The organism is Pontibacillus chungwhensis (genome assembly GCF_030166655.1).
GTDB lineage: Bacteria > Bacillota > Bacilli > Bacillales > BH030062 > Pontibacillus.
Genome location: NZ_CP126446.1, coordinates 3,044,491 through 3,062,454, shown reverse-complemented (window position 1 = coordinate 3,062,454; position 17,964 = coordinate 3,044,491). Strand labels below are relative to the sequence as shown.

Genomic DNA, 17,964 nt, shown 5'->3' with positions numbered 1-17,964 from the left:
ATAACTAAAATTTATGAAAGTGAAAGGAGGGAGAGATATGAAAGCTGAAGCGGTAAGACAAAGTAAACTCATTTATTGGGCATCGGGCATTGTATCGATCTGTGGAATCATATTTGAAGTTCTATTCGGTGCCCTTGGTTCATACATACTCGGGGATGGCGTGAAACAATATACGTTAACCATTTCGCTCTTTTTGACAGGAATGGGAATTGGGGCTTCTGTTAGTGAGCGAATCATGAAAGATTTAATCTCTGCTTTTATTAGAGTGGAATTCGCAGTAGCTTTAATTGGCGGCTTTTCAAGTTTCCTTATGTTCGGGATCACGGCGTTTGCTCCATCAGGTTCTGAAGCGTTATTTTTATATACCGTCACCTTTAGTATCGGTGCTTTAACAGGAGTAGAGCTCCCTATATTAATCCGAAAGGCGAACGATTTAGGGGTAGAACTTAACCGGTCCACCGCGCGAGTGTTGTTCTCTGATTATGCCGGCGGCCTAATTGGAGGCCTCTTATTTGCCTTTTATTTAAGGCCGCAAATGGGAATGGTGAAGAGTGCATTTATTGTGGGAGTCATTAATCTTTCTGTAGCCCTTTTTATTCTGTGGTTATTTCGAAACGAGGTCGCCCATTTAAAAACCCATCTATCAGCAGGCATATTGATTGGGCTGCTCTTGATTAGTGGTGTGTTGTTTGGCGAAGAAATGGCTTTTTCATTTGAACAAAAGCTTTATAAGGACCCTATCATACATATGGAAGAAACGGCTTATCAACGGATTGTCATCACAAAAGAACAAGGTGATACAAGATTATACCTAAACGGCGCCTTGCAATTTAGTGCAGCGGACGAACATCGTTATCATGAAACGCTCGTTCATCCTGTGATGGCGAAAGCTTCTTCCCATCAGAATATCTTACTCTTAGGGGGAGGAGATGGACTAGCGGTTCGGGAAATACTTAAATACGAGGATATACAGAGCATTACAGTCGTAGACCTTGACCCCAGAATGACAGAGCTTGCCCAAACGAATTTCCACTTACTGCAATTAAATGAAAATGCCTTAAGTGATGAACGGGTAAGCATATTAAACCGAGATGCTTTTGAGTATTTAGAACATACATCTGAAACATATGATGTCGTCATTGCGGATCTTCCTGACCCTAATAATGAGAGCTTGAATAAACTATATACATGGGAGTTTTATTCTCTTATTCGAAATCATCTCAACCCAGATGGGGCTTTAATGGTGCAAGCAACTAGTCCCGTTTTCGCTACGGACGTGTATTGGACGATCTCTGAGACAATCGCTTCAACTGGTTTACATATAAAGAACCTGCATACGGATGTTCCGAGCTTTGGGAATTGGGGATTCGTACTAGCAAGCCGCTCACCGATAAAGATGGATGAGCTCACTATTGACGTCCCTACAAGGTATTTAAATCAAGAGATGCTTCCGGCTCTTGCTGCATTCGGTAAAGATGAAGATCGAGATATAGATGGTGCGGAGATCAAACCGAATACGTTAATCGATCCTCATTTAATTGAAAAGTATGAACAAGCATGGAAAAACTATTAAACGGGTAAAGACAATAGTGAAGCTAATTTTAATCGATAAAAAGGAGAGATTTCTGTGAAAGTATCGTATCATGGACATTCAGTTGTTAAAATCGAAACCAATGAAAACACGATTCTAATTGATCCTTATATTTCTGAGAATGGAAACTGTGATCTTGACGCTAGTACGGTTAAGGCAGATGTAATCTTATTAACTCATGGTCATAATGACCACGTTGGAGATACGGTTGATATTGCGAAGAGAAATGACTCGTTTGTAGTGGCTCCATTTGAACTTGCTACGTATTTAGGAAATAAAGGATTAAACACTCATCCAATGTACATTGGAGGGGAGCACACGTTTGATTTTGGAACCGTTAAGTTTACACAAGCTTTTCATGGTTCTTCTTACACGGAGGAAGATGGCACGATCGTTTACACGGGCATGCCAACTGGAATCTTGTTTACTTATGAAGGAAAAACCATTTTCCATGCAGGGGATACCGGGTTATTCAGTGACATGAAACTAATCGGTGAACGAAACTCCATTGATTTAGCATTCTTGCCAATAGGAGACAACTTTACGATGGGGCCAGAAGATGCAACGCTAGCTGCTGAATGGTTACAAGCTAAACACGTTGTGCCTGTTCACTACAATACGTTCCCGCTCATAGAACAAGACGGTGAAGCTTTCGCTGAAGGAATAAAAGGTGGAGCTGGAAAAGTGATGCAAGTGGGTGAGTCCCTCACTCTTTAGATTGTAATAGGTGAGAAGATAAGAGCTTACGTCCTCATGAGGACGTAAGCTCTTTTTGTTTTCAAGTTCTGCCCACCGTTACATCTTCCTCCCATTCGTTTCATATAATGAGGACAAGAACAATAGAGGAGGAGAATGTATTGCGTCAACATGCATTATTAAGGTTACTATTAGCGTGCTTTCTGTTTTATGTAGCATGGCCTTCCGTACAGGTACAGAATCATACGATCGGCTCTTTCTTTTGGATGACTTGGCTTGTTTTTTTATTTATGGTGATGGGAGCAAACCTGGCTATCTTATTGAAATTGCCGGTTCAAGTCGAATATGAAGAAGAGGAATCTACAAAAGAAAAAGAGTTTTCTCTTGGTAAAAATTGAAGCCGACTTTGTTCATCTGTATAATAACACTAAGAAGGAAAAAGACTAGTACAGTTTGTATAGTTCGGAAAGCATGGTGAATAAGAGTGGCAACGAAGCATGAACAAATATTGAACCATATCGATTCTTTATCGATCGGAACCAAGATCTCTGTCAGAGGAATTGCTAAAGCCTTAGAAGTAAGTGAAGGAACGGCTTACAGGGCCATTAAAGAAGCTGAGAATCAGGGTCTTGTGAGCACAATTGAACGTGTGGGGACGATTCGAATTGAACGGAAGAAGAAAGAAAATATCGAGCGACTTACATTTGCTGAGATTATCAACATCGTAGATGGCCAAGTGCTTGGGGGAAGAGAAGGTTTATATAAGACACTAAGCAAGTTCGTCATTGGAGCAATGAAATTAGAAGCCATGATGCGTTATACCGAAGCTGGATCTTTACTGATAGTAGGTAACCGGACAAATGCACATGAGTTAGCGCTAAAAGAAGGGGCTGCTGTTCTGATCACAGGGGGCTTTGATACAGAGGAACATGTGAAGCGTCTTGCCGATGAGAAACAACTCCCAATCATTTCGACGAGTTATGACTCGTTTACAGTGGCAACGATGATTAATCGTGCGATATATGACCAGTTGATCAAGAAGGAAATTGTGTTGGTCGATGATATCTACACACCGTTTGAGAGCTCTTATTACCTCCATCCGGATGATCCAGTTAGCAGATGGCATGATTTCAATGAAAAGACCATGCACAGTCGCTACCCTGTCATTGACGGCCAGTTGCGTGTAGTCGGTATGGTGACTTCAAAAGACGTAATTGGAAAAGAACCAAGCCTTTTAATTGAAAGGGTTATGACGAAACAACCGATGACGGTGCAAACGAAAACGTCACTTGCGAATGCCGCTCATATGATGGTTTGGGAAGGCATTGAGATTATGCCTGTTGTGGATGCTTATCATAAGTTCAAAGGAATCATTTCGCGCCAGGATGTATTGAAGGCGCTCCAACAATTGCAACGACAACCACAAGTCGGGGAGACGATTGATGACCTAGTCACAAGTCAGTTGCAAGAAACGGCAGATGCCTTTGATCAAACGGTCTATGAAACACGTGTTACACCACAAATGACCAACCAATTAGGGACACTCTCATATGGCGTGTTTACTTCTCTTGTTGTTGATGCAGGAAGCCGACTGCTTCACCACTACAAAAAGGGAGATCTTGTTGTAGAAAATTTATCGATTTACTTTATTAAGCCCGTACAACTAGATAGTACGCTTGGGATCAAGCCTCGTGTGTTAGAGGTTGGAAGGAAGTTTGCTAAGGTGGACGTAGAAGTGTTTAATGAGAAAGTCTTAGTTGGCAAAGCGATGCTCATGGCTCAATTAATTGATCGCTAAAAAAAGTACCCGAACTCTTTCGTGTGAAAAGGGTGGCGGGTACTTCAGGTTATGCGCTTCGTTCTTTAAGTTGCTTCCCGTAAAAACGGGTGGTTTTGTAGCCATAGACAAGTTGGGCACCACCTAAAGCAATAAACAGAATGGTAATGTAAAGAGCTAGTCGCGTCTGATAGACGAGATAGACGTTAATTGAAATGGAAAGCATAAATAATCCTAGAGCCATCCGTGCTTTTGAATTGGTGTACACTTGTTTTAATGGATCTTCGCCCAAACGAAGGATTTGTACTTTGTAGAATAAGTACATTGCTAAAGAAAGCACGATAATAATCGGGATAATGACCATTTGAATCGACCTTTCACCAAAAATGTAAGACTATTCTTATTGTAACGATATTGATCGTGTTATGCTACCCGTTTTTGGACTGGTATGATTAAATAGTACATAAGAGAAATTAAAAAAGGAGTTCTGTTTATGAGCAAAGCCGAAGTATTTCAATTGATTCAACAATATCAAACAATCATTCTGCATCGCCACGTACGCCCTGATCCGGATGCCCTTGGTTCGCAAGGGGGTCTTGGGGAAATTATTCGTGCTACTTTCCCTGAGAAGAATGTGTATCTTGTAGGGGACGAGGATCCATCTCTTACGTTTCTCACTTCAATGGACGCTATTGAGGATGATGTGTTTGAGGGTGCGCTTGTTATCGTATGCGATACAGCGAACCAAGCCAGAGTAGACGATCAGCGTTATACAAATGCAGAGAAAATTATTAAAATTGACCATCATCCAAACGTGGATCCGTATGGAGACGTTCGTTGGGTGGATACTGAGGCTAGCTCTACCTCTGAATTAATTTATGAGTTTTATGTTTCCTTTAAAGAAAATGGCTTGGAAATGACGGATGAAGCGGCTCGCTTAATATACGCAGGGATTGTTGGAGATACCGGACGATTCTTGTTCCCAAGCGCGACAGGAAAAACGTTTAGCTATGCAGCTGAACTTGTTACGTATAACTTTAACCGCCCTGCTTTATATGATCAGCTTTATAACACTGAACATGAAATTGCCAGGCTGAAAGGGTATATTCTGCAAAACTTTACGGTTGAAGAGTCAGGACTTAGCACGGTTAAAATCACTCAGGATATCCTGAATGAATACAACGTAACACCCCTTCAAACATCAGCTGTCGTAGGAACATTAGGGGATGTTGAAGGAGTCTTAGCCTGGGCGATCTTTGTGGAGGAAGAAGACCAGATTCGAGTTCGGTTACGCTCGAAAGGACCGGTTGTGAATGAAATTGCAGCGAAATATAACGGGGGCGGCCACCCAATGGCCTCTGGTGCTTCTGTGAAAACGTGGGCTGATACAGAAAAGGTAGCTGCTGACTTGAATACAGTTTGCATCCAGTATAAGAATAATTAGCATTCTATGAAACGGAAAAGGTCTAGAGGAATAACCTCCGGGCCTTTTTTGTGTTTAACCCGCTGTTAGGTAGGGACGGGGGACATTCCGTTACCTTTAAGAGAAAACAAAAAAGCACGCCCATTTCTTTTGGGGTGCTGATTGCTCAGTTATGGGCTTTCTTTAAGTGTGGCATAATAGCTTGAGATCTAGATGGGTCAGGGCTACATTTGTGCTAGTTGTTCATCGGAGGGTGCTGGCGAATTTTTCTGAGGGATAAACCAACAACCACTTTCTGTTTCATCTGTAAAAACAGGAATTTGTTGGTTTTCGATCTCGCGCTTCACTAAACGAATGAGTTCTCTTGACTCGGCATAGGCTGTTTGACCTTTATTCAATTGTTCCAGCTTATCTTCCACCATACGCTTTCGGTTCATGATAAACATGTTCCTCACCCCTTTATTTAGTCATGATGTGTTTCTATCTTTATTGTATAAAATTTCGGGCAGTAGGACTATAGATTTCAGAATTTTTCACAAATTGTTCATTACTTTTTGACGAAGTCGATCGTTAAACTCACTTTAAAATTAGGAGCGATAACCAGACGTTCCACTTTAACTTCATAGGTGAAATCATCTACCTTATAACTTCTGTTTTCTATGGATGAGTAAATTAAACTCGTATTCTCTGATAAAGATTCAATATTTTGCCCGATAATGTCAGGGAGCTGCTTTCTTACCATATCCCTTAATTTGTATACGCTAAGACGGTCTAATTTGTGCTCAGAAAGTAGTTTTTTTTCATTTAAAAAAGCAATTTCGATACTTTGAACAGAAATGGATTTCTTTTGCTGTTCATTCAGTTCTTCCTTATCTTTATTCAAGATCTCATAATTGTCTTCTAGAGTCGTAAGTTCACTTTGTAATCGTACATTTTCTTCTATTCGTTGCTCTATAAGGGTCCCATACATAAATAAAAATACTGCAAAAGCTAATATGGCTCCTATGAACACTCCTGCAAAAAATCGTTGCCAGCTTGTCTTCTTATAAAGAGGAGGAATGTGCATTAGGATACCTCCTCTTGTATAAGCCATTCAATAATGAGCAAAGCCGTTTGTACACCGCCCATAGCTGAAAGAATTAAAATAATTTGCTTAAATATATCAATGGTAGACCCATCATAAAATCCCTTTTCAAAGTTTGTTATCGCATCAAACGTACCTCCAATAGCCGCTACGATGGCCCAAATCCGAAGACTTTTGGCTAAACGATTCATATACGTAAAAGGGGCTTCCCCTGTAGCGAATGCTCCAATGGTGCCGATTAAGGTTCCCCCGATCATCACCCCGAGTGCAATGAAGTAATACTGAAAAATCGCTGCAAAGAAACGTTCTTCCATACAATCCTCCCCTTCAGGATGGTACAACCTGCCTTATAGTAAATGTATGGGATAGAATGTCTTAGTATGCCATCGTTTCGTTTCACTAGGAGGATGCGCTATAATGAATAGAAGAATTTGACCATGAGGCGGTAGTTAATATGGATTTTGTTCATCTACAGGTTCGTAGTGGATATAGTCTGATGAGAAGTACAAATACAATTGAAAAATTAGTGGCCACCGCAAAAGAACGAGGGTTCACCTCCCTGGCGCTCACCGATGAGGGTGTCATGTACGGGGCGGTATCCTTTTATCAAACATGCCATAAATATGGCATCAAGCCGATTATGGGGATCACCGTCCGTGTATTTAACGGAGATCTCTCAGAAGAGCTGGTGTTGCTTGCTAAATCGAACCACGGTTATGAGAAGTTAGTGGAGTTAAGTAGTTATCTTCAGTTACGGGAACAAGCTGGTATAGATAGAGAAGATCTACGAGGATATACTCAAGATTGCATCGGTATTTTGCCTTTATATAATTCCTCCCTCCACCCGTTCATTCTACGAAATGAAGACCAGCAACTGTTAGAAGGGTTACAAGATTGGAAAGGATATTTTGGTGAGAGTGATTTCTATATAGGTATAGAGGATCATGGTTTAGAGGAAGAGCGACATCTTCATGTAGCTCTCGATGAAGTGATGCCTGATGGGACTCCCATGGTTGCCTTGCAGGACGTATGGTATTTAAATGAAGAAGATGTCTATGCGTATGATTGCCTGCAATCCATCCGTTCAAACACCAAATGGGATGGACAGCCTGATACAAATCAGAAGCATCACCATTTTAGGTCTTCTTTGGACATGTTTAACTTGTTTGGGGAATGGAGGCCTGAACTTCTAAGCCAAACGGTTGATATAGCCAATCAGTGCGATGTGACTTTAAACTTTGATCGAAGAATGCTACCAAGCTATCCCGTTCCGATAGAGGGAACGTCTGATCAATATTTGCGATCTCTATGTGAAGAAGGGTTGCAGCGTCGCTATGGAAATCCTTCAGAAGAAGTTAGAGAACGCCTTGATTATGAACTTAAGGTTATTGAAGCGATGCAGTTTAGCGATTACTTCTTAATCGTATGGGATTTCATGGCGTATGCGCGAAAAGAGAGGATTATGACAGGACCTGGGAGGGGTTCAGCTGCCGGGTCTCTTGTAGCTTATTTGTTGTACATCACGGACGTAGATCCGATTGAGTATGAATTGCTATTTGAGCGCTTCTTAAATCCTGATCGTGTAACAATGCCAGATATCGATATTGATTTCTCTGATGTTCGTCGCGATGAAGTCATTCAATATGTAGCAGAGAAGTATGGTACGGAGCATGTTGCCCAAATTATTACCTTCGGGACATTCGGACCGCGGTCTGCCATTCGAGAGCTTATTAAAGCAATGGGGATTGACCAACAAGAAGCAGCCTATTTAATGAAGTTTATTCCTCAGCAATCACCAGGGTCTATTGTAGAAATCGTGCAGGAAACGCCAGAGTTAAAGGAATATATACAAGGGTCGGACCAAATGAAGCGGTTATTCAGGATTGCTACAAGGCTTGAAGGGTTGCCTCGTCATGCATCTACTCACGCAGCCGGAGTTGTCATTAGTCAAGAGCCACTTATGAAGAATGTACCGTTAACAAGTGGTCATAATGGCGTTCCCCTTACGCAGTTTGCTATGAATGAGCTAGAAGCTATCGGATTGTTGAAAATGGATTTCTTGGGGCTTCGTAATTTAAGTCTTATCGAACGGATGACCGATACAATTAAGAAGAAGGAATCGAGTCAGATTACGTTTGATACATATTCGGACCCAGCAACATTTTCTCTCCTTCGAAACGGGAAGACAACGGGAGTTTTCCAGTTAGAATCAAAAGGTATGCGTGATGTGTTAGAGCGCCTTGAGCCAACTCATTTTGAAGATATTGTAGCAGTTAACGCCCTGTATCGACCTGGACCAATGGAGTTTATTCAGACCTATATTAATAGAAAGAATGGAAGTGAGGAAGTGAACTATCCTCACCCTGACTTGCATCCGATCTTGCATAAGACCTATGGAGTACTCATTTATCAGGAGCAGATTATGCAAATTGCGCATAAGATGGCTGGGTTCTCTTTAGGACAAGCAGATATTCTTCGAAGGGCAGTCAGTAAGAAGAAAGAACAAGCTATAGTAGAACAAAAAGATGCGTTCATCAATGGATGCCGTTCAAACGGCTATTCAAAGGATGTAGCAGAAGAAATGTTTCAATGGATTGTTCGCTTCTCGAACTACGGTTTCAACCGAAGCCATGCTGTGGCTTATAGCATCATTTCCTACCAGTTAGCTTATTTGAAAGCCCATTATCCGGCGTATTTCATGGCAGAGTTAATGAGTTCTGTTTCAACCGATCGGATTCAATCATATATAAACGAAGCAAGGGATTTGTCTGTAAAGGTTTTGCCTCCTTCGATTAACCGTAGTTTTGGAAGGTATACTGTTGAACGAGGGGCTATCCGGATAGGGCTTGGAAGTATTAAAGGGGTAGGGAAGAATGCATTAAGAGAGATTCTACAGACCCGTAAAGCTAAACTGTTCAATCATTTATTCGATTTTTGCAGGCGTGTTTCCCTTTCCGTTGTAAACCGGCCTGTAATGGAGTCTCTTATATTGGCTGGGTGTTTCGATGAATCAAACCCTAACAGAGCATCCTTATTAGCAAGCCTTGATCATGCGATGGAACAAGGGGAGCTGTTTAGTGAAACAAATGAGCAGGAATCCTTTTTCATGGAAGAGATTGAACTAGGAGCTAACTATGTTGAGGTGGAACCTTTTTCAAAAATGAAACAACTCAGCATGGAACGTGAGGTTCTCGGAGTCTATATCTCTTCACACCCTCTTGCTTCCTACCGTGAGCAATTAAGAGAGAATGGTTTTTTATCTCTACGTGAAGCGAGCCAGGCTGCTCGGAAGAAAAGCTTGAAATCAAGTGTAGTTGTTCAACAGCTTAAGACAATTCGCACGAAAAGAGGAGATCCAATGGCTTTCCTCACTCTAGGTGATGAGCAAACAGAAATGGAAGCGGTCGTTTTCCCTGATCTGTTTCGCGAGGTGCGGCAATGGATTGACGAAGAACTCCTTATTTTTATAGAGGGAAGAATGGAAGAGCGCAATGGAAAGCTTCAGTGGATTCTTGAGAAGATTGGTCCCTTTCAAGAAGAAGAACTGCAGTCTTCCTCTACGGAATCTCGCAGATTGTTTTTAAAAATACAAGATGATCAGGATTCAACCCTTAAAAAGGTGAAGGAGATTACGACTCAATATCCAGGGAAAGTACCTGTTATTGTGCACTACCCCATTCGAAAAGAAACGTATCAATTAGGAATCTCGTATGCCATTGATCCGAAACATGAAGCCATTAAACTGTTAGAAGGCGAACTGGGGAAAGAGAATGTGGTGTTGAAATAGGGGCTGATTTTGTTCCCCTTGCGCTTTTCGTGTCTAGCTCCAGGGGCTAGGGGCTAGCGTGATAAGCAAACTACCTGCAGTGACTAGCGTCACTTTCGGCAGTTTGCTTATCCGTACGCCCCTGACCAAGCCCCTTGCGCTTTTCGTGTCTAGCTCCGGCTCCTAGCCCCTAGCGTCATAAGCAAGCTGATTCCAGTCCGCTACGCGAACTTGCATCATCTTGCTTATGCGGCCCCACAGGAGGTGGGGTCGTTCGACGTTGCCACACGACGTGGCGGTCTTAGTCGAACTTCCTCTTTGGGCTGCCTGCGCTTTTCGTGTCTAGCCCCTGACCAAGCCCCTTGCGCTTTTCTACTTTACACAGATTGGTCATTTGTTATAATGAAGTAGGTTAGTGGTCAGACCACTTTGTGAAGGTTTTTACAATACGTTTTTTACAAAAAAGGAGCGGGTTTTGGTGACGAATTTACGTGAAGAGGCACTTCATATGCACCGTGTTCATAAAGGGAAACTTGCGACGCATTCAAAGGTTCCTGTTAAAAATAAAAATGATTTAAGTTTAGCTTATTCTCCAGGGGTAGCTGAGCCTTGTAAGGAAATCTATGATCATAAAGAAGCTGTCTATGATTATACGATGAAAGGGAACATGGTAGCTGTTGTGAGTGATGGTTCTGCTGTTCTTGGTTTAGGGAACATTGGTGCAGAAGCGTCTTTACCAGTTATGGAAGGAAAGGCGGCTTTATTTAAGAGTTTCGCAGGTGTTGATGCATTCCCAATTTGCCTAGGCACGAATGATGTGGATCAAATTGTGCAGACTGTTAAATTAATGGAGCCTACGTTCGGTGGAGTGAATCTTGAGGATATCGCTGCTCCAAACTGTTTCCTTATAGAAGAACGTCTTAAGAAAGAAACGAATATCCCGATTTTCCATGATGATCAACATGGTACAGCCATTGTAACGGTCGCTGGTTTAATGAACGCATTAAAGCTATCTGGCAAGAAGTGGTCCGACATTAAGGTTGTGGCTAATGGGGCTGGTGCAGCCGGTATTGCGATTATTAAGCTACTTTATCATTTCGGTGTTCGTGACATTATCATGTGTGACTCAAAAGGGGCTATCTTTGAAGGTCGCAGCTATGGAATGAACGACGTGAAAGATGAGATTGCGAAGATGACAAATAAAGACCGTATTGAAGGCGAGCTTTCTGATGTCATGGAGGGCGCAGATGTTTTCGTTGGGGTATCTGTTGGAGGATTACTTTCCAAGGAAATGGTTGAGAATATGAATGATGATCCAATTATCTTTGCCATGGCTAACCCAGAACCGGAGATTATGCCAGAAGATGCGAAGAATGCAGGGGCAAGTGTAATTGGAACAGGTCGTTCTGATTTCCCAAACCAGGTGAACAACGTGTTAGCCTTCCCTGGAATCTTCCGTGGTGCTCTAGATGTACGAGCTACTAGAATTAATGAAAAAATGAAGATTGCTGCGGCAGAAGCGATTGCTTCTCTGGTTAGTGAAGAAGAGCTACACGCCGATTATGTTATCCCTGCCCCGTTCGACTCACGTGTCGCCCCTGCTGTTGCGGCTGCTGTCGCCAAAGCCGCTATGGAATCCGGCGTGGCCCGTCATCAAGTTGATCCGGAAGAGGTTGCAGAGAAAACCCGTCAACTAGCGTTAATTGATGAAGATAACGAATAGGTTTGGTAGTAAACGTAATCTGATATAGGATTATGACCAAAGGAGTGAGCCTGATCCGTGACAATACCATCTAAATCTAAAGTATACGAAGAGGTATTGAAGGAAATCAGACGCTTAATCGATTTAAATAAACTCTCTCCAGGAGATAAGCTTCCATCAGAGCGTGAGCTTTCTGAACAATTGAGTGCTGGTCGCTCTTCAGTTCGAGAAGCTCTACGCGCGATGGAACTTTTAGGTTTAATTGAAACGAGGAGGGGAGAAGGAACTTTTTTAAGTTCTTATCGCCCTTACCATATGGTTGAGATCTTGTCTGCTTTTATACTTCAAGAAGCGAAAACGAAAGAGAATTTAAAGTCTACGAAACAGCTTATTGAGAAGGAAGCTTCTAAAATCGCTATGCATCATTTACAAGAGCAAGATTATCAAACATTAGAAGAGCATATACGGTTATTTGAAAGCGGCTCTGATACGTTTCATTATGACTTTTTTTACACAATCTTTGATGTTGGGGAAAACCAGCTATTGCTAAAAATATGGCGCTTAATGGAAGAGTTTTCACGTACATTCCACAAACCCGTTTACGATATAGAGTTATATAAAGCACTTATTGATGCCCTTCAAACCAAGGACGACAAACGGATAGAAACGCTCTGTGCTCAACTCTATCAGGAGAAATTGTCGAAATGATCAAGACAAAATTCTACAACACTTTTTAAAAACATTCGTTAAAGTGAAAAGGTAGACAGGCTTTATATGTCCTAAAGGAGGAATCACCTTGCTTAAAGATTTTTTTAGCAAGAAGAAAAAATACGCATCCATACCTCGGGAAGAAGCAAAGCAAGAGATTCCCGAAGGATTAATGCAAAAATGTCCTAATTGTCATAAAATCTTTTACCGTAAAGAATTAAAAAAGAACTTAAATGTCTGCCCAAACTGTTCTTTCCATCACCAAATGACAGCGAGAGAACGTATTGATAGTCTATTTGATGAACATACTTTCGAAGAATGGGATCAAAATATTGTTACGGAGAACCCGCTAGGCTTTCCAGGCTATCTTGAGAAAGTTGAAAAAGACCGCGAGAAGACAGGTTTAAATGAAGCGGTTGTAACTGGTAAAGGAAAAATGGATGGCTTAGAAACGGCCTTCGCTGTTATGGACTCTCGTTTTCGTATGGGGAGTATGGGGTCTGTTGTCGGCGAGAAAATTGCTCGCGCTGTAGAAAAGGCACGAGAACAACAAATTCCGTTTATTATATTCACAGCCAGTGGTGGAGCTCGTATGCAAGAGGGTGTTCTTAGCCTTATGCAAATGACAAAAACTTCTGTAGCTATCCAACGCTTTAGTGATGCAGGTGGGCTTATGATTTCAGTTATGACCCATCCTACTACAGGTGGTGTTTCGGCAAGTTTTGCTTCCATTGGAGATTATAATTTTGCAGAACCAGGAGCTTTGATTGGCTTCGCGGGACGAAGAATTATAGAACAAACCATTCGCGAAGAATTGCCAGAAGACTTCCAAACAGCTGAGTTCCTATTAAAGCATGGTCATTTGGACCAAGTGATCCCACGTCACGATATGAAAGAAATCTTAACAACTCTACTAGATATCCATGAAGGAGGTGCACAATCATCGTGAAACAGGTATTAGAATTTGAGAAGCCCGTTATGGAACTGAGAGAAAAGATTGCAGAATTGAAGACATTCACTGCTGAGAGTGATATGGATTTAACTTCTGAGATCGAAACCTTAGAGCAACGTTTAGTAAAACTTGAAGAAGACGTCTACGGAAATATGAAACCATGGGACCGTGTGCAGATGGCTCGCCACGCTGAACGTCCTACAACGCTTGACTATGTACATGAATTGTTTACTCATTTCTTAGAGTTTCATGGAGATCGTTTATACGGAGATGATGAAGCGATCGTCGCAGGCGTTGCGAAATATAAAGGTCAGCCTGTCACGGTTATTGGGCACCAGCGTGGTAAAGATACGAAAGAAAACATTCGACGAAATTTCGGTATGCCTCATCCAGAAGGATATCGGAAAGCTTTACGTCATATGAAGCAAGCGGAGAAATTTAATCGTCCTATTATTTGCTTCATTGATACGAAAGGGGCTTATCCAGGGAAAGCTGCTGAAGAGCGAGGTCAGAGTGAAGCGATTGCCCGTAACCTGATGGAAATGGCTGGTTTGACTGTACCTGTTATATGTATTGTAATCGGTGAAGGAGGAAGTGGAGGGGCTCTTGCACTCGGTGTAGGAGATCGCATTCATATGCTTGAAAACTCTACTTACTCTGTTATTTCACCTGAAGGTGCAGCCGCTCTTCTTTGGAAGGATTCAGGCTTAGCACAAAAAGCTGCTGAGACGATGATGATTACATCTTACGACTTGAAGAAGCTAAATGTAATTGATGATATCATTCCTGAATTAAAAGGTGGAGCACACCGTGATGTGGCGGCTCAAGCTGCTGAAATCGACCAAGTGTTAAGTCAGTCCCTGGAAGAATTAACTCTCTTATCTAATGAAGAATTACTTGAGAAGAGATGGGAAAAATATAAGCAGATAGGAGATTATACGACATTGTAATCTCTCTGTGCTTGATGAGGGTGTCTGAAAAGGCGTAACGGTCTTACGATCTTGCTTGAATAGACACCCCTTTTCATATTCCAAAAAGTTCTCATTAGCTAATATCGACAAAATTCGCGAAGAATGGTAAAGTAAGTTCTTGCCTACTCACTTCTCATTTGTCCGAAAGAACATTGGCTGTTGTGAGTGACAACGTGGAGCAATCATTAGTCCGCCCTAATTTAATCTAATCTAAAAAAGGGTTTTAGATATATGATACATATGGGAATACTGTTTTCAGAAGATTCCTGTTGTTGAAACTTTTAATCAAGATAGGTTTATGGTTGTCAAACGATAGGTTTAGCAGTATCTTTGAATAGGGAGAAAGCTACACACGTTTCGACAATATATGAATCATACTTACTACATTCAATGATTTAAAAAAACATTGATCGTTTAACGAGGTGATCGCAATGAAAAAAATAGGTGTGTTAACTAGTGGAGGAGATGCGCCAGGAATGAACGCTGCGATTCGTTCAGTCGTTCGTAAAAGCATCTACCACGGTATCGAAGTTTATGGAATTTACTATGGATACCAAGGTTTAATTGACGGTAACATCGAGAAAATGGAACTAGGTTCTGTAGGTGATATTATTCAACGTGGGGGTACGATGCTTTATACCGCTCGCTGTGATGATTTCAAAACACCAGAAGGCCGTCAAAAGGGAATTGATCAGTTAAAGAAACACGGCATCGAAGGTTTAGTTGTAATCGGTGGCGATGGTTCATTTATGGGAGCTAAGAAGCTGACAGAAGCTGGTTACCCATGTATTGGTGTACCTGGAACCATTGATAATGATATTCCTGCTACTGATTTTACGATTGGTTTTGATACAGCCTTGAACACTGTAATTGAGGCGATTGATAAAATTCGTGATACAGCAACCTCACATGAGCGTACTTATGTGATTGAAGTAATGGGAAGAGATGCTGGAGACATCGCCCTTTGGGCTGGATTAGCAGATGGAGCTGAAAGTATCATTATCCCAGAGGTGAATGATAACTTTGAGGATATTGTCGAGCGTTTAAAACGTGGCCATGAACGTGGCAAGAAACATAGTATTATCCTGGTAGCAGAAGGTGTTGGTTCAGGATTTGATTATGGACAGCGCATTAAAGATGCAACAGACCTTGAAACAAGAGTAACAGTTCTTGGGCACACACAACGTGGTGGTTCTCCAACTGCTTACGATCGTGTATTAGCTAGTCGTTTAGGTGCTAAAGCTGTGGACCTTCTTATCGAAGGAAAAGCTGGACGTATGGTTGGGATCCAGAACAATAAACTAGTTGATCATGACATTATTGAAGCTTTAAATACGAAGCATGAACTTGACTTAGACATGTATAAGCTATCTCAGGAATTATCTATATAAACTATCCTCAGGACTGTGGGAACGATCTCAGTTTGAATGATAAAATGAAGACTTTTGAGGAGGATCATTACAATGAAAAAGAAAACAAAGATTGTATGTACGATTGGACCAGCGTCTGAGAACGTTGAGCAATTAACGGAACTAATGGAATCGGGCATGAACGTTGCTCGCCTGAACTTCTCTCACGGAGATTTTGACGAGCACGGTGCACGCATCCAAAATATTCGCCAAGCTGCCAAACAAACAGGTAATACGGTAGCCATCCTTTTAGATACAAAAGGACCAGAAATCCGTACTGGTAAACTTAAAGAAGGCGAGATCTACCTTGAAAAGGGTTCTGAAATTAATGTATCTATGGATGAAGAACTTGAAGGTGACGAGAATCGCTTCGCTGTAACGTATCCGGGACTAATCAACGATGTTCACGTTGGAGGAAAAATTCTTCTAGACGACGGATTAGTTGAATTAGAAGTAATTGAAGTACTAAAAGAACAAAACGAAATCCGTACTCGTGTCCTAAACTCAGGACCGCTTAAAAACAAAAAAGGTGTTAACGTTCCGAACGTGAGCGTAAACCTACCTGGAATCACGGATAAAGATGCTGCTGACATCATCTTCGGTATTGAGCAAGGTGTAGACTTCATCGCTGCTTCCTTCGTTCGTCGCGCTTCTGATGTCCTTGAAATTCGTGAATTGTTAGAGAAACATGACGCTACTCACATTCAAATCATTCCAAAGATTGAAAACCAAGAGGGCGTTGACAATATTAAAGAAATTTTAGAAGTAAGTGACGGCCTAATGGTGGCACGTGGTGACCTTGGTGTAGAAATCCCGGCTGAAGAGGTACCTCTTGTACAGAAGGAATTAATCCGTCAATGTAATCAAGCTGGTAAACCAGTTATTACAGCAACACAAATGCTTGATTCTATGCAGCGTAACCCACGTCCTACACGTGCCGAAGCAAGTGACGTTGCAAACGCCATTTTTGATGGAACGGATGCCATCATGCTTAGTGGTGAAACGGCTGCAGGTAGCTACCCTGTAGAAGCTGTAACAACTATGAACAACATTGCATTGCGTGCAGAGTCTGCCCTTGATCATCAAATGATCCTAAGCAACCTTTCTCGTACGAGTGATATGACGATTACAGATGCTATTAGCCAATCTGTTACTCATACAGCGATGAACCTAGACGTAGCTTCTATCTTAACTCCAACAGAAAGCGGCTATACAGCTAAGATGATTTCAAAATACCGTCCGAAGGCTCCACTTGTAGCTGTTACTTCTGATGAGCGCGTACAACGCATGCTATCCCTTGTATGGGGTGTTCATGCTGTATTAGGAGAACGCTCTGAGTCTACAGACGATATGCTTACAAAAGCAATTGAAAATGGACTTAAGACTGGCGCATTCAACCGCGGTGACCGCGTAATCATTACTGCTGGTGTTCCTGTAGGTGAAAGTGGTACAACAAACCTTATGAAAGTACACGTAGTAGGGGACGTTGTAGCAAAAGGACAAGGCATTGGTAAGAAATCTGCTTTCGGTAAAGCAGTTATTGCCAAAACGGCTGAAGAAGCAAACAGTAAAGTAGAAGAAGGAGACATCCTTGTTACAATCGGTACGGATAAAGAAATGATGCCTGCGATTGAAAAAGCAAGCGGTCTTGTTACACAAGAAGGTGGACTAACTTCTCATGCTGCTGTAGTAGGTCTTAGCCTTGGAATCCCGGTTATTGTCGGCGTTTCTGAAGCAACTACAATTGTTAACGATGGTGATGAAATTACGATTGATTCAGCTCGTGGTGACATCTATCAAGGTCATGCAAGCGTCCTATAAGACTCTTTACAAGAGACCAGGGGTTATTCCCTTGGTCTTTTTTTATAGGCACACAAGCCTCCTG

At 41.8% G+C, this 17,964-nt stretch carries 16 protein-coding genes; 12 read left to right on the top strand and 4 right to left on the bottom strand.

The window, feature by feature from the left end; genetic code table 11:
• Positions 1-37 precede the first annotated feature (37 nt).
• The 4 genes from QNI29_RS15905 to QNI29_RS15890 all read left to right on the top strand — a co-directional run bounded on the left by QNI29_RS15905 (position 38) and on the right by QNI29_RS15890 (position 4,085).
• Positions 38-1,573: a polyamine aminopropyltransferase gene (locus QNI29_RS15905; protein WP_231417457.1), complete on the top strand. Its 1,536-nt coding sequence runs from the start codon at positions 38-40 to the stop codon at positions 1,571-1,573.
• 54 nt (positions 1,574-1,627) lie between these two features.
• Positions 1,628-2,308: a metal-dependent hydrolase gene (locus QNI29_RS15900; RefSeq protein WP_231417456.1), complete on the top strand. Its 681-nt coding sequence runs from the start codon at positions 1,628-1,630 to the stop codon at positions 2,306-2,308.
• A gap of 140 nt (positions 2,309-2,448) precedes the next feature.
• Positions 2,449-2,685 (top strand): hypothetical protein, encoded by a 237-nt coding sequence (locus tag QNI29_RS15895; protein WP_231417455.1) that lies wholly within the window; start codon positions 2,449-2,451, stop codon positions 2,683-2,685.
• A gap of 86 nt (positions 2,686-2,771) precedes the next feature.
• Entirely contained in the window at positions 2,772-4,085 is a 1,314-nt protein-coding gene (locus QNI29_RS15890) for a CBS domain-containing protein (RefSeq protein ID WP_231417454.1), read from the top strand.
• 49 nt (positions 4,086-4,134) lie between these two features.
• On the opposite strand, the gene QNI29_RS15885 is transcribed toward QNI29_RS15890, so the two are convergent.
• The gene (locus QNI29_RS15885) at positions 4,135-4,428 is read right to left on the bottom strand and encodes a YtpI family protein (protein ID WP_231417453.1); all 294 of its coding nucleotides are present in this window, start codon (positions 4,426-4,428) and stop codon (positions 4,135-4,137) included.
• 129 nt (positions 4,429-4,557) lie between these two features.
• Between QNI29_RS15885 and QNI29_RS15880 the strand changes: the two genes are divergently transcribed.
• Positions 4,558-5,508: a DHH family phosphoesterase gene (locus tag QNI29_RS15880; RefSeq protein WP_231417452.1), complete on the top strand. Its 951-nt coding sequence runs from the start codon at positions 4,558-4,560 to the stop codon at positions 5,506-5,508.
• A 203-nt stretch (positions 5,509-5,711) separates the two neighbouring features.
• Here the strand turns inward: QNI29_RS15880 and QNI29_RS15875 are convergent, their stop codons facing one another.
• The 3 genes from QNI29_RS15875 to QNI29_RS15865 form a co-directional block, all read right to left on the bottom strand.
• Positions 5,712-5,933 carry a YtzJ family protein gene (locus tag QNI29_RS15875; protein WP_231417451.1) on the bottom strand — a complete coding sequence of 74 codons (222 nt, stop codon included), beginning with the start codon at positions 5,931-5,933 and terminating at the stop codon, positions 5,712-5,714.
• 101 nt (positions 5,934-6,034) lie between these two features.
• Complete coding sequence (gene ytrI, locus QNI29_RS15870) at positions 6,035-6,553, bottom strand: sporulation membrane protein YtrI (protein ID WP_231417450.1); 519 nt, start codon at positions 6,551-6,553, stop codon at positions 6,035-6,037.
• Positions 6,553-6,885 carry a sporulation membrane protein YtrH gene (locus tag QNI29_RS15865; RefSeq protein WP_231417449.1) on the bottom strand — a complete coding sequence of 111 codons (333 nt, stop codon included), beginning with the start codon at positions 6,883-6,885 and terminating at the stop codon, positions 6,553-6,555. The genes ytrI and QNI29_RS15865 overlap by 1 nt, the downstream gene beginning before the upstream one ends.
• 140 nt (positions 6,886-7,025) lie before the next feature.
• On the opposite strand from QNI29_RS15865, the gene dnaE reads away from it, so the two are divergent.
• From dnaE to pyk, 7 genes are all read left to right on the top strand, one after another.
• Positions 7,026-10,358: a DNA polymerase III subunit alpha gene (gene dnaE, locus QNI29_RS15860; protein ID WP_231417448.1), complete on the top strand. Its 3,333-nt coding sequence runs from the start codon at positions 7,026-7,028 to the stop codon at positions 10,356-10,358.
• A gap of 457 nt (positions 10,359-10,815) precedes the next feature.
• A complete protein-coding gene (locus QNI29_RS15855) occupies positions 10,816-12,060 on the top strand; it encodes an NADP-dependent malic enzyme (RefSeq protein WP_231417447.1) in 1,245 nt (414 codons plus the stop codon).
• A gap of 57 nt (positions 12,061-12,117) precedes the next feature.
• Positions 12,118-12,747, top strand: coding sequence for a FadR/GntR family transcriptional regulator (locus tag QNI29_RS15850; protein WP_231417446.1), 630 nt, complete (start codon positions 12,118-12,120; stop codon positions 12,745-12,747).
• Positions 12,748-12,835: 88 nt separating this feature from the next.
• On the top strand, positions 12,836-13,696 hold the full coding sequence (gene accD, locus QNI29_RS15845) for an acetyl-CoA carboxylase, carboxyltransferase subunit beta (RefSeq protein WP_231417445.1): 861 nt from the start codon (positions 12,836-12,838) through the stop codon (positions 13,694-13,696).
• Complete coding sequence (accA, locus tag QNI29_RS15840) at positions 13,693-14,649, top strand: acetyl-CoA carboxylase carboxyl transferase subunit alpha (protein WP_231417444.1); 957 nt, start codon at positions 13,693-13,695, stop codon at positions 14,647-14,649. The genes accD and accA overlap by 4 nt, the downstream gene beginning before the upstream one ends.
• Positions 14,650-15,101: 452 nt before the next feature.
• Positions 15,102-16,061: a 6-phosphofructokinase gene (pfkA, locus tag QNI29_RS15835; protein ID WP_231417443.1), complete on the top strand. Its 960-nt coding sequence runs from the start codon at positions 15,102-15,104 to the stop codon at positions 16,059-16,061.
• Positions 16,062-16,133: 72 nt separating this feature from the next.
• Positions 16,134-17,900 carry a pyruvate kinase gene (gene pyk / locus QNI29_RS15830; RefSeq protein WP_231417442.1) on the top strand — a complete coding sequence of 589 codons (1,767 nt, stop codon included), beginning with the start codon at positions 16,134-16,136 and terminating at the stop codon, positions 17,898-17,900.
• The last annotated feature ends 64 nt before the right edge of the window (positions 17,901-17,964 follow it).

Coding starts and splice junctions, on each gene's coding strand:
- QNI29_RS15905 (WP_231417457.1), top strand. CDS start 38: ATGAAAGCTGAAGCGGTAAGACAAAGTAAACTCATTTATTGGGCATCG.
- QNI29_RS15885 (WP_231417453.1), bottom strand. CDS start 4,428: ATGGTCATTATCCCGATTATTATCGTGCTTTCTTTAGCAATGTACTTA.
- QNI29_RS15880 (WP_231417452.1), top strand. CDS start 4,558: ATGAGCAAAGCCGAAGTATTTCAATTGATTCAACAATATCAAACAATC.
- QNI29_RS15875 (WP_231417451.1), bottom strand. CDS start 5,933: ATGTTTATCATGAACCGAAAGCGTATGGTGGAAGATAAGCTGGAACAA.
- ytrI (WP_231417450.1), bottom strand. CDS start 6,553: ATGCACATTCCTCCTCTTTATAAGAAGACAAGCTGGCAACGATTTTTT.
- QNI29_RS15865 (WP_231417449.1), bottom strand. CDS start 6,885: ATGGAAGAACGTTTCTTTGCAGCGATTTTTCAGTATTACTTCATTGCA.
- dnaE (WP_231417448.1), top strand. CDS start 7,026: ATGGATTTTGTTCATCTACAGGTTCGTAGTGGATATAGTCTGATGAGA.
- pfkA (WP_231417443.1), top strand. CDS start 15,102: ATGAAAAAAATAGGTGTGTTAACTAGTGGAGGAGATGCGCCAGGAATG.
- pyk (WP_231417442.1), top strand. CDS start 16,134: ATGAAAAAGAAAACAAAGATTGTATGTACGATTGGACCAGCGTCTGAG.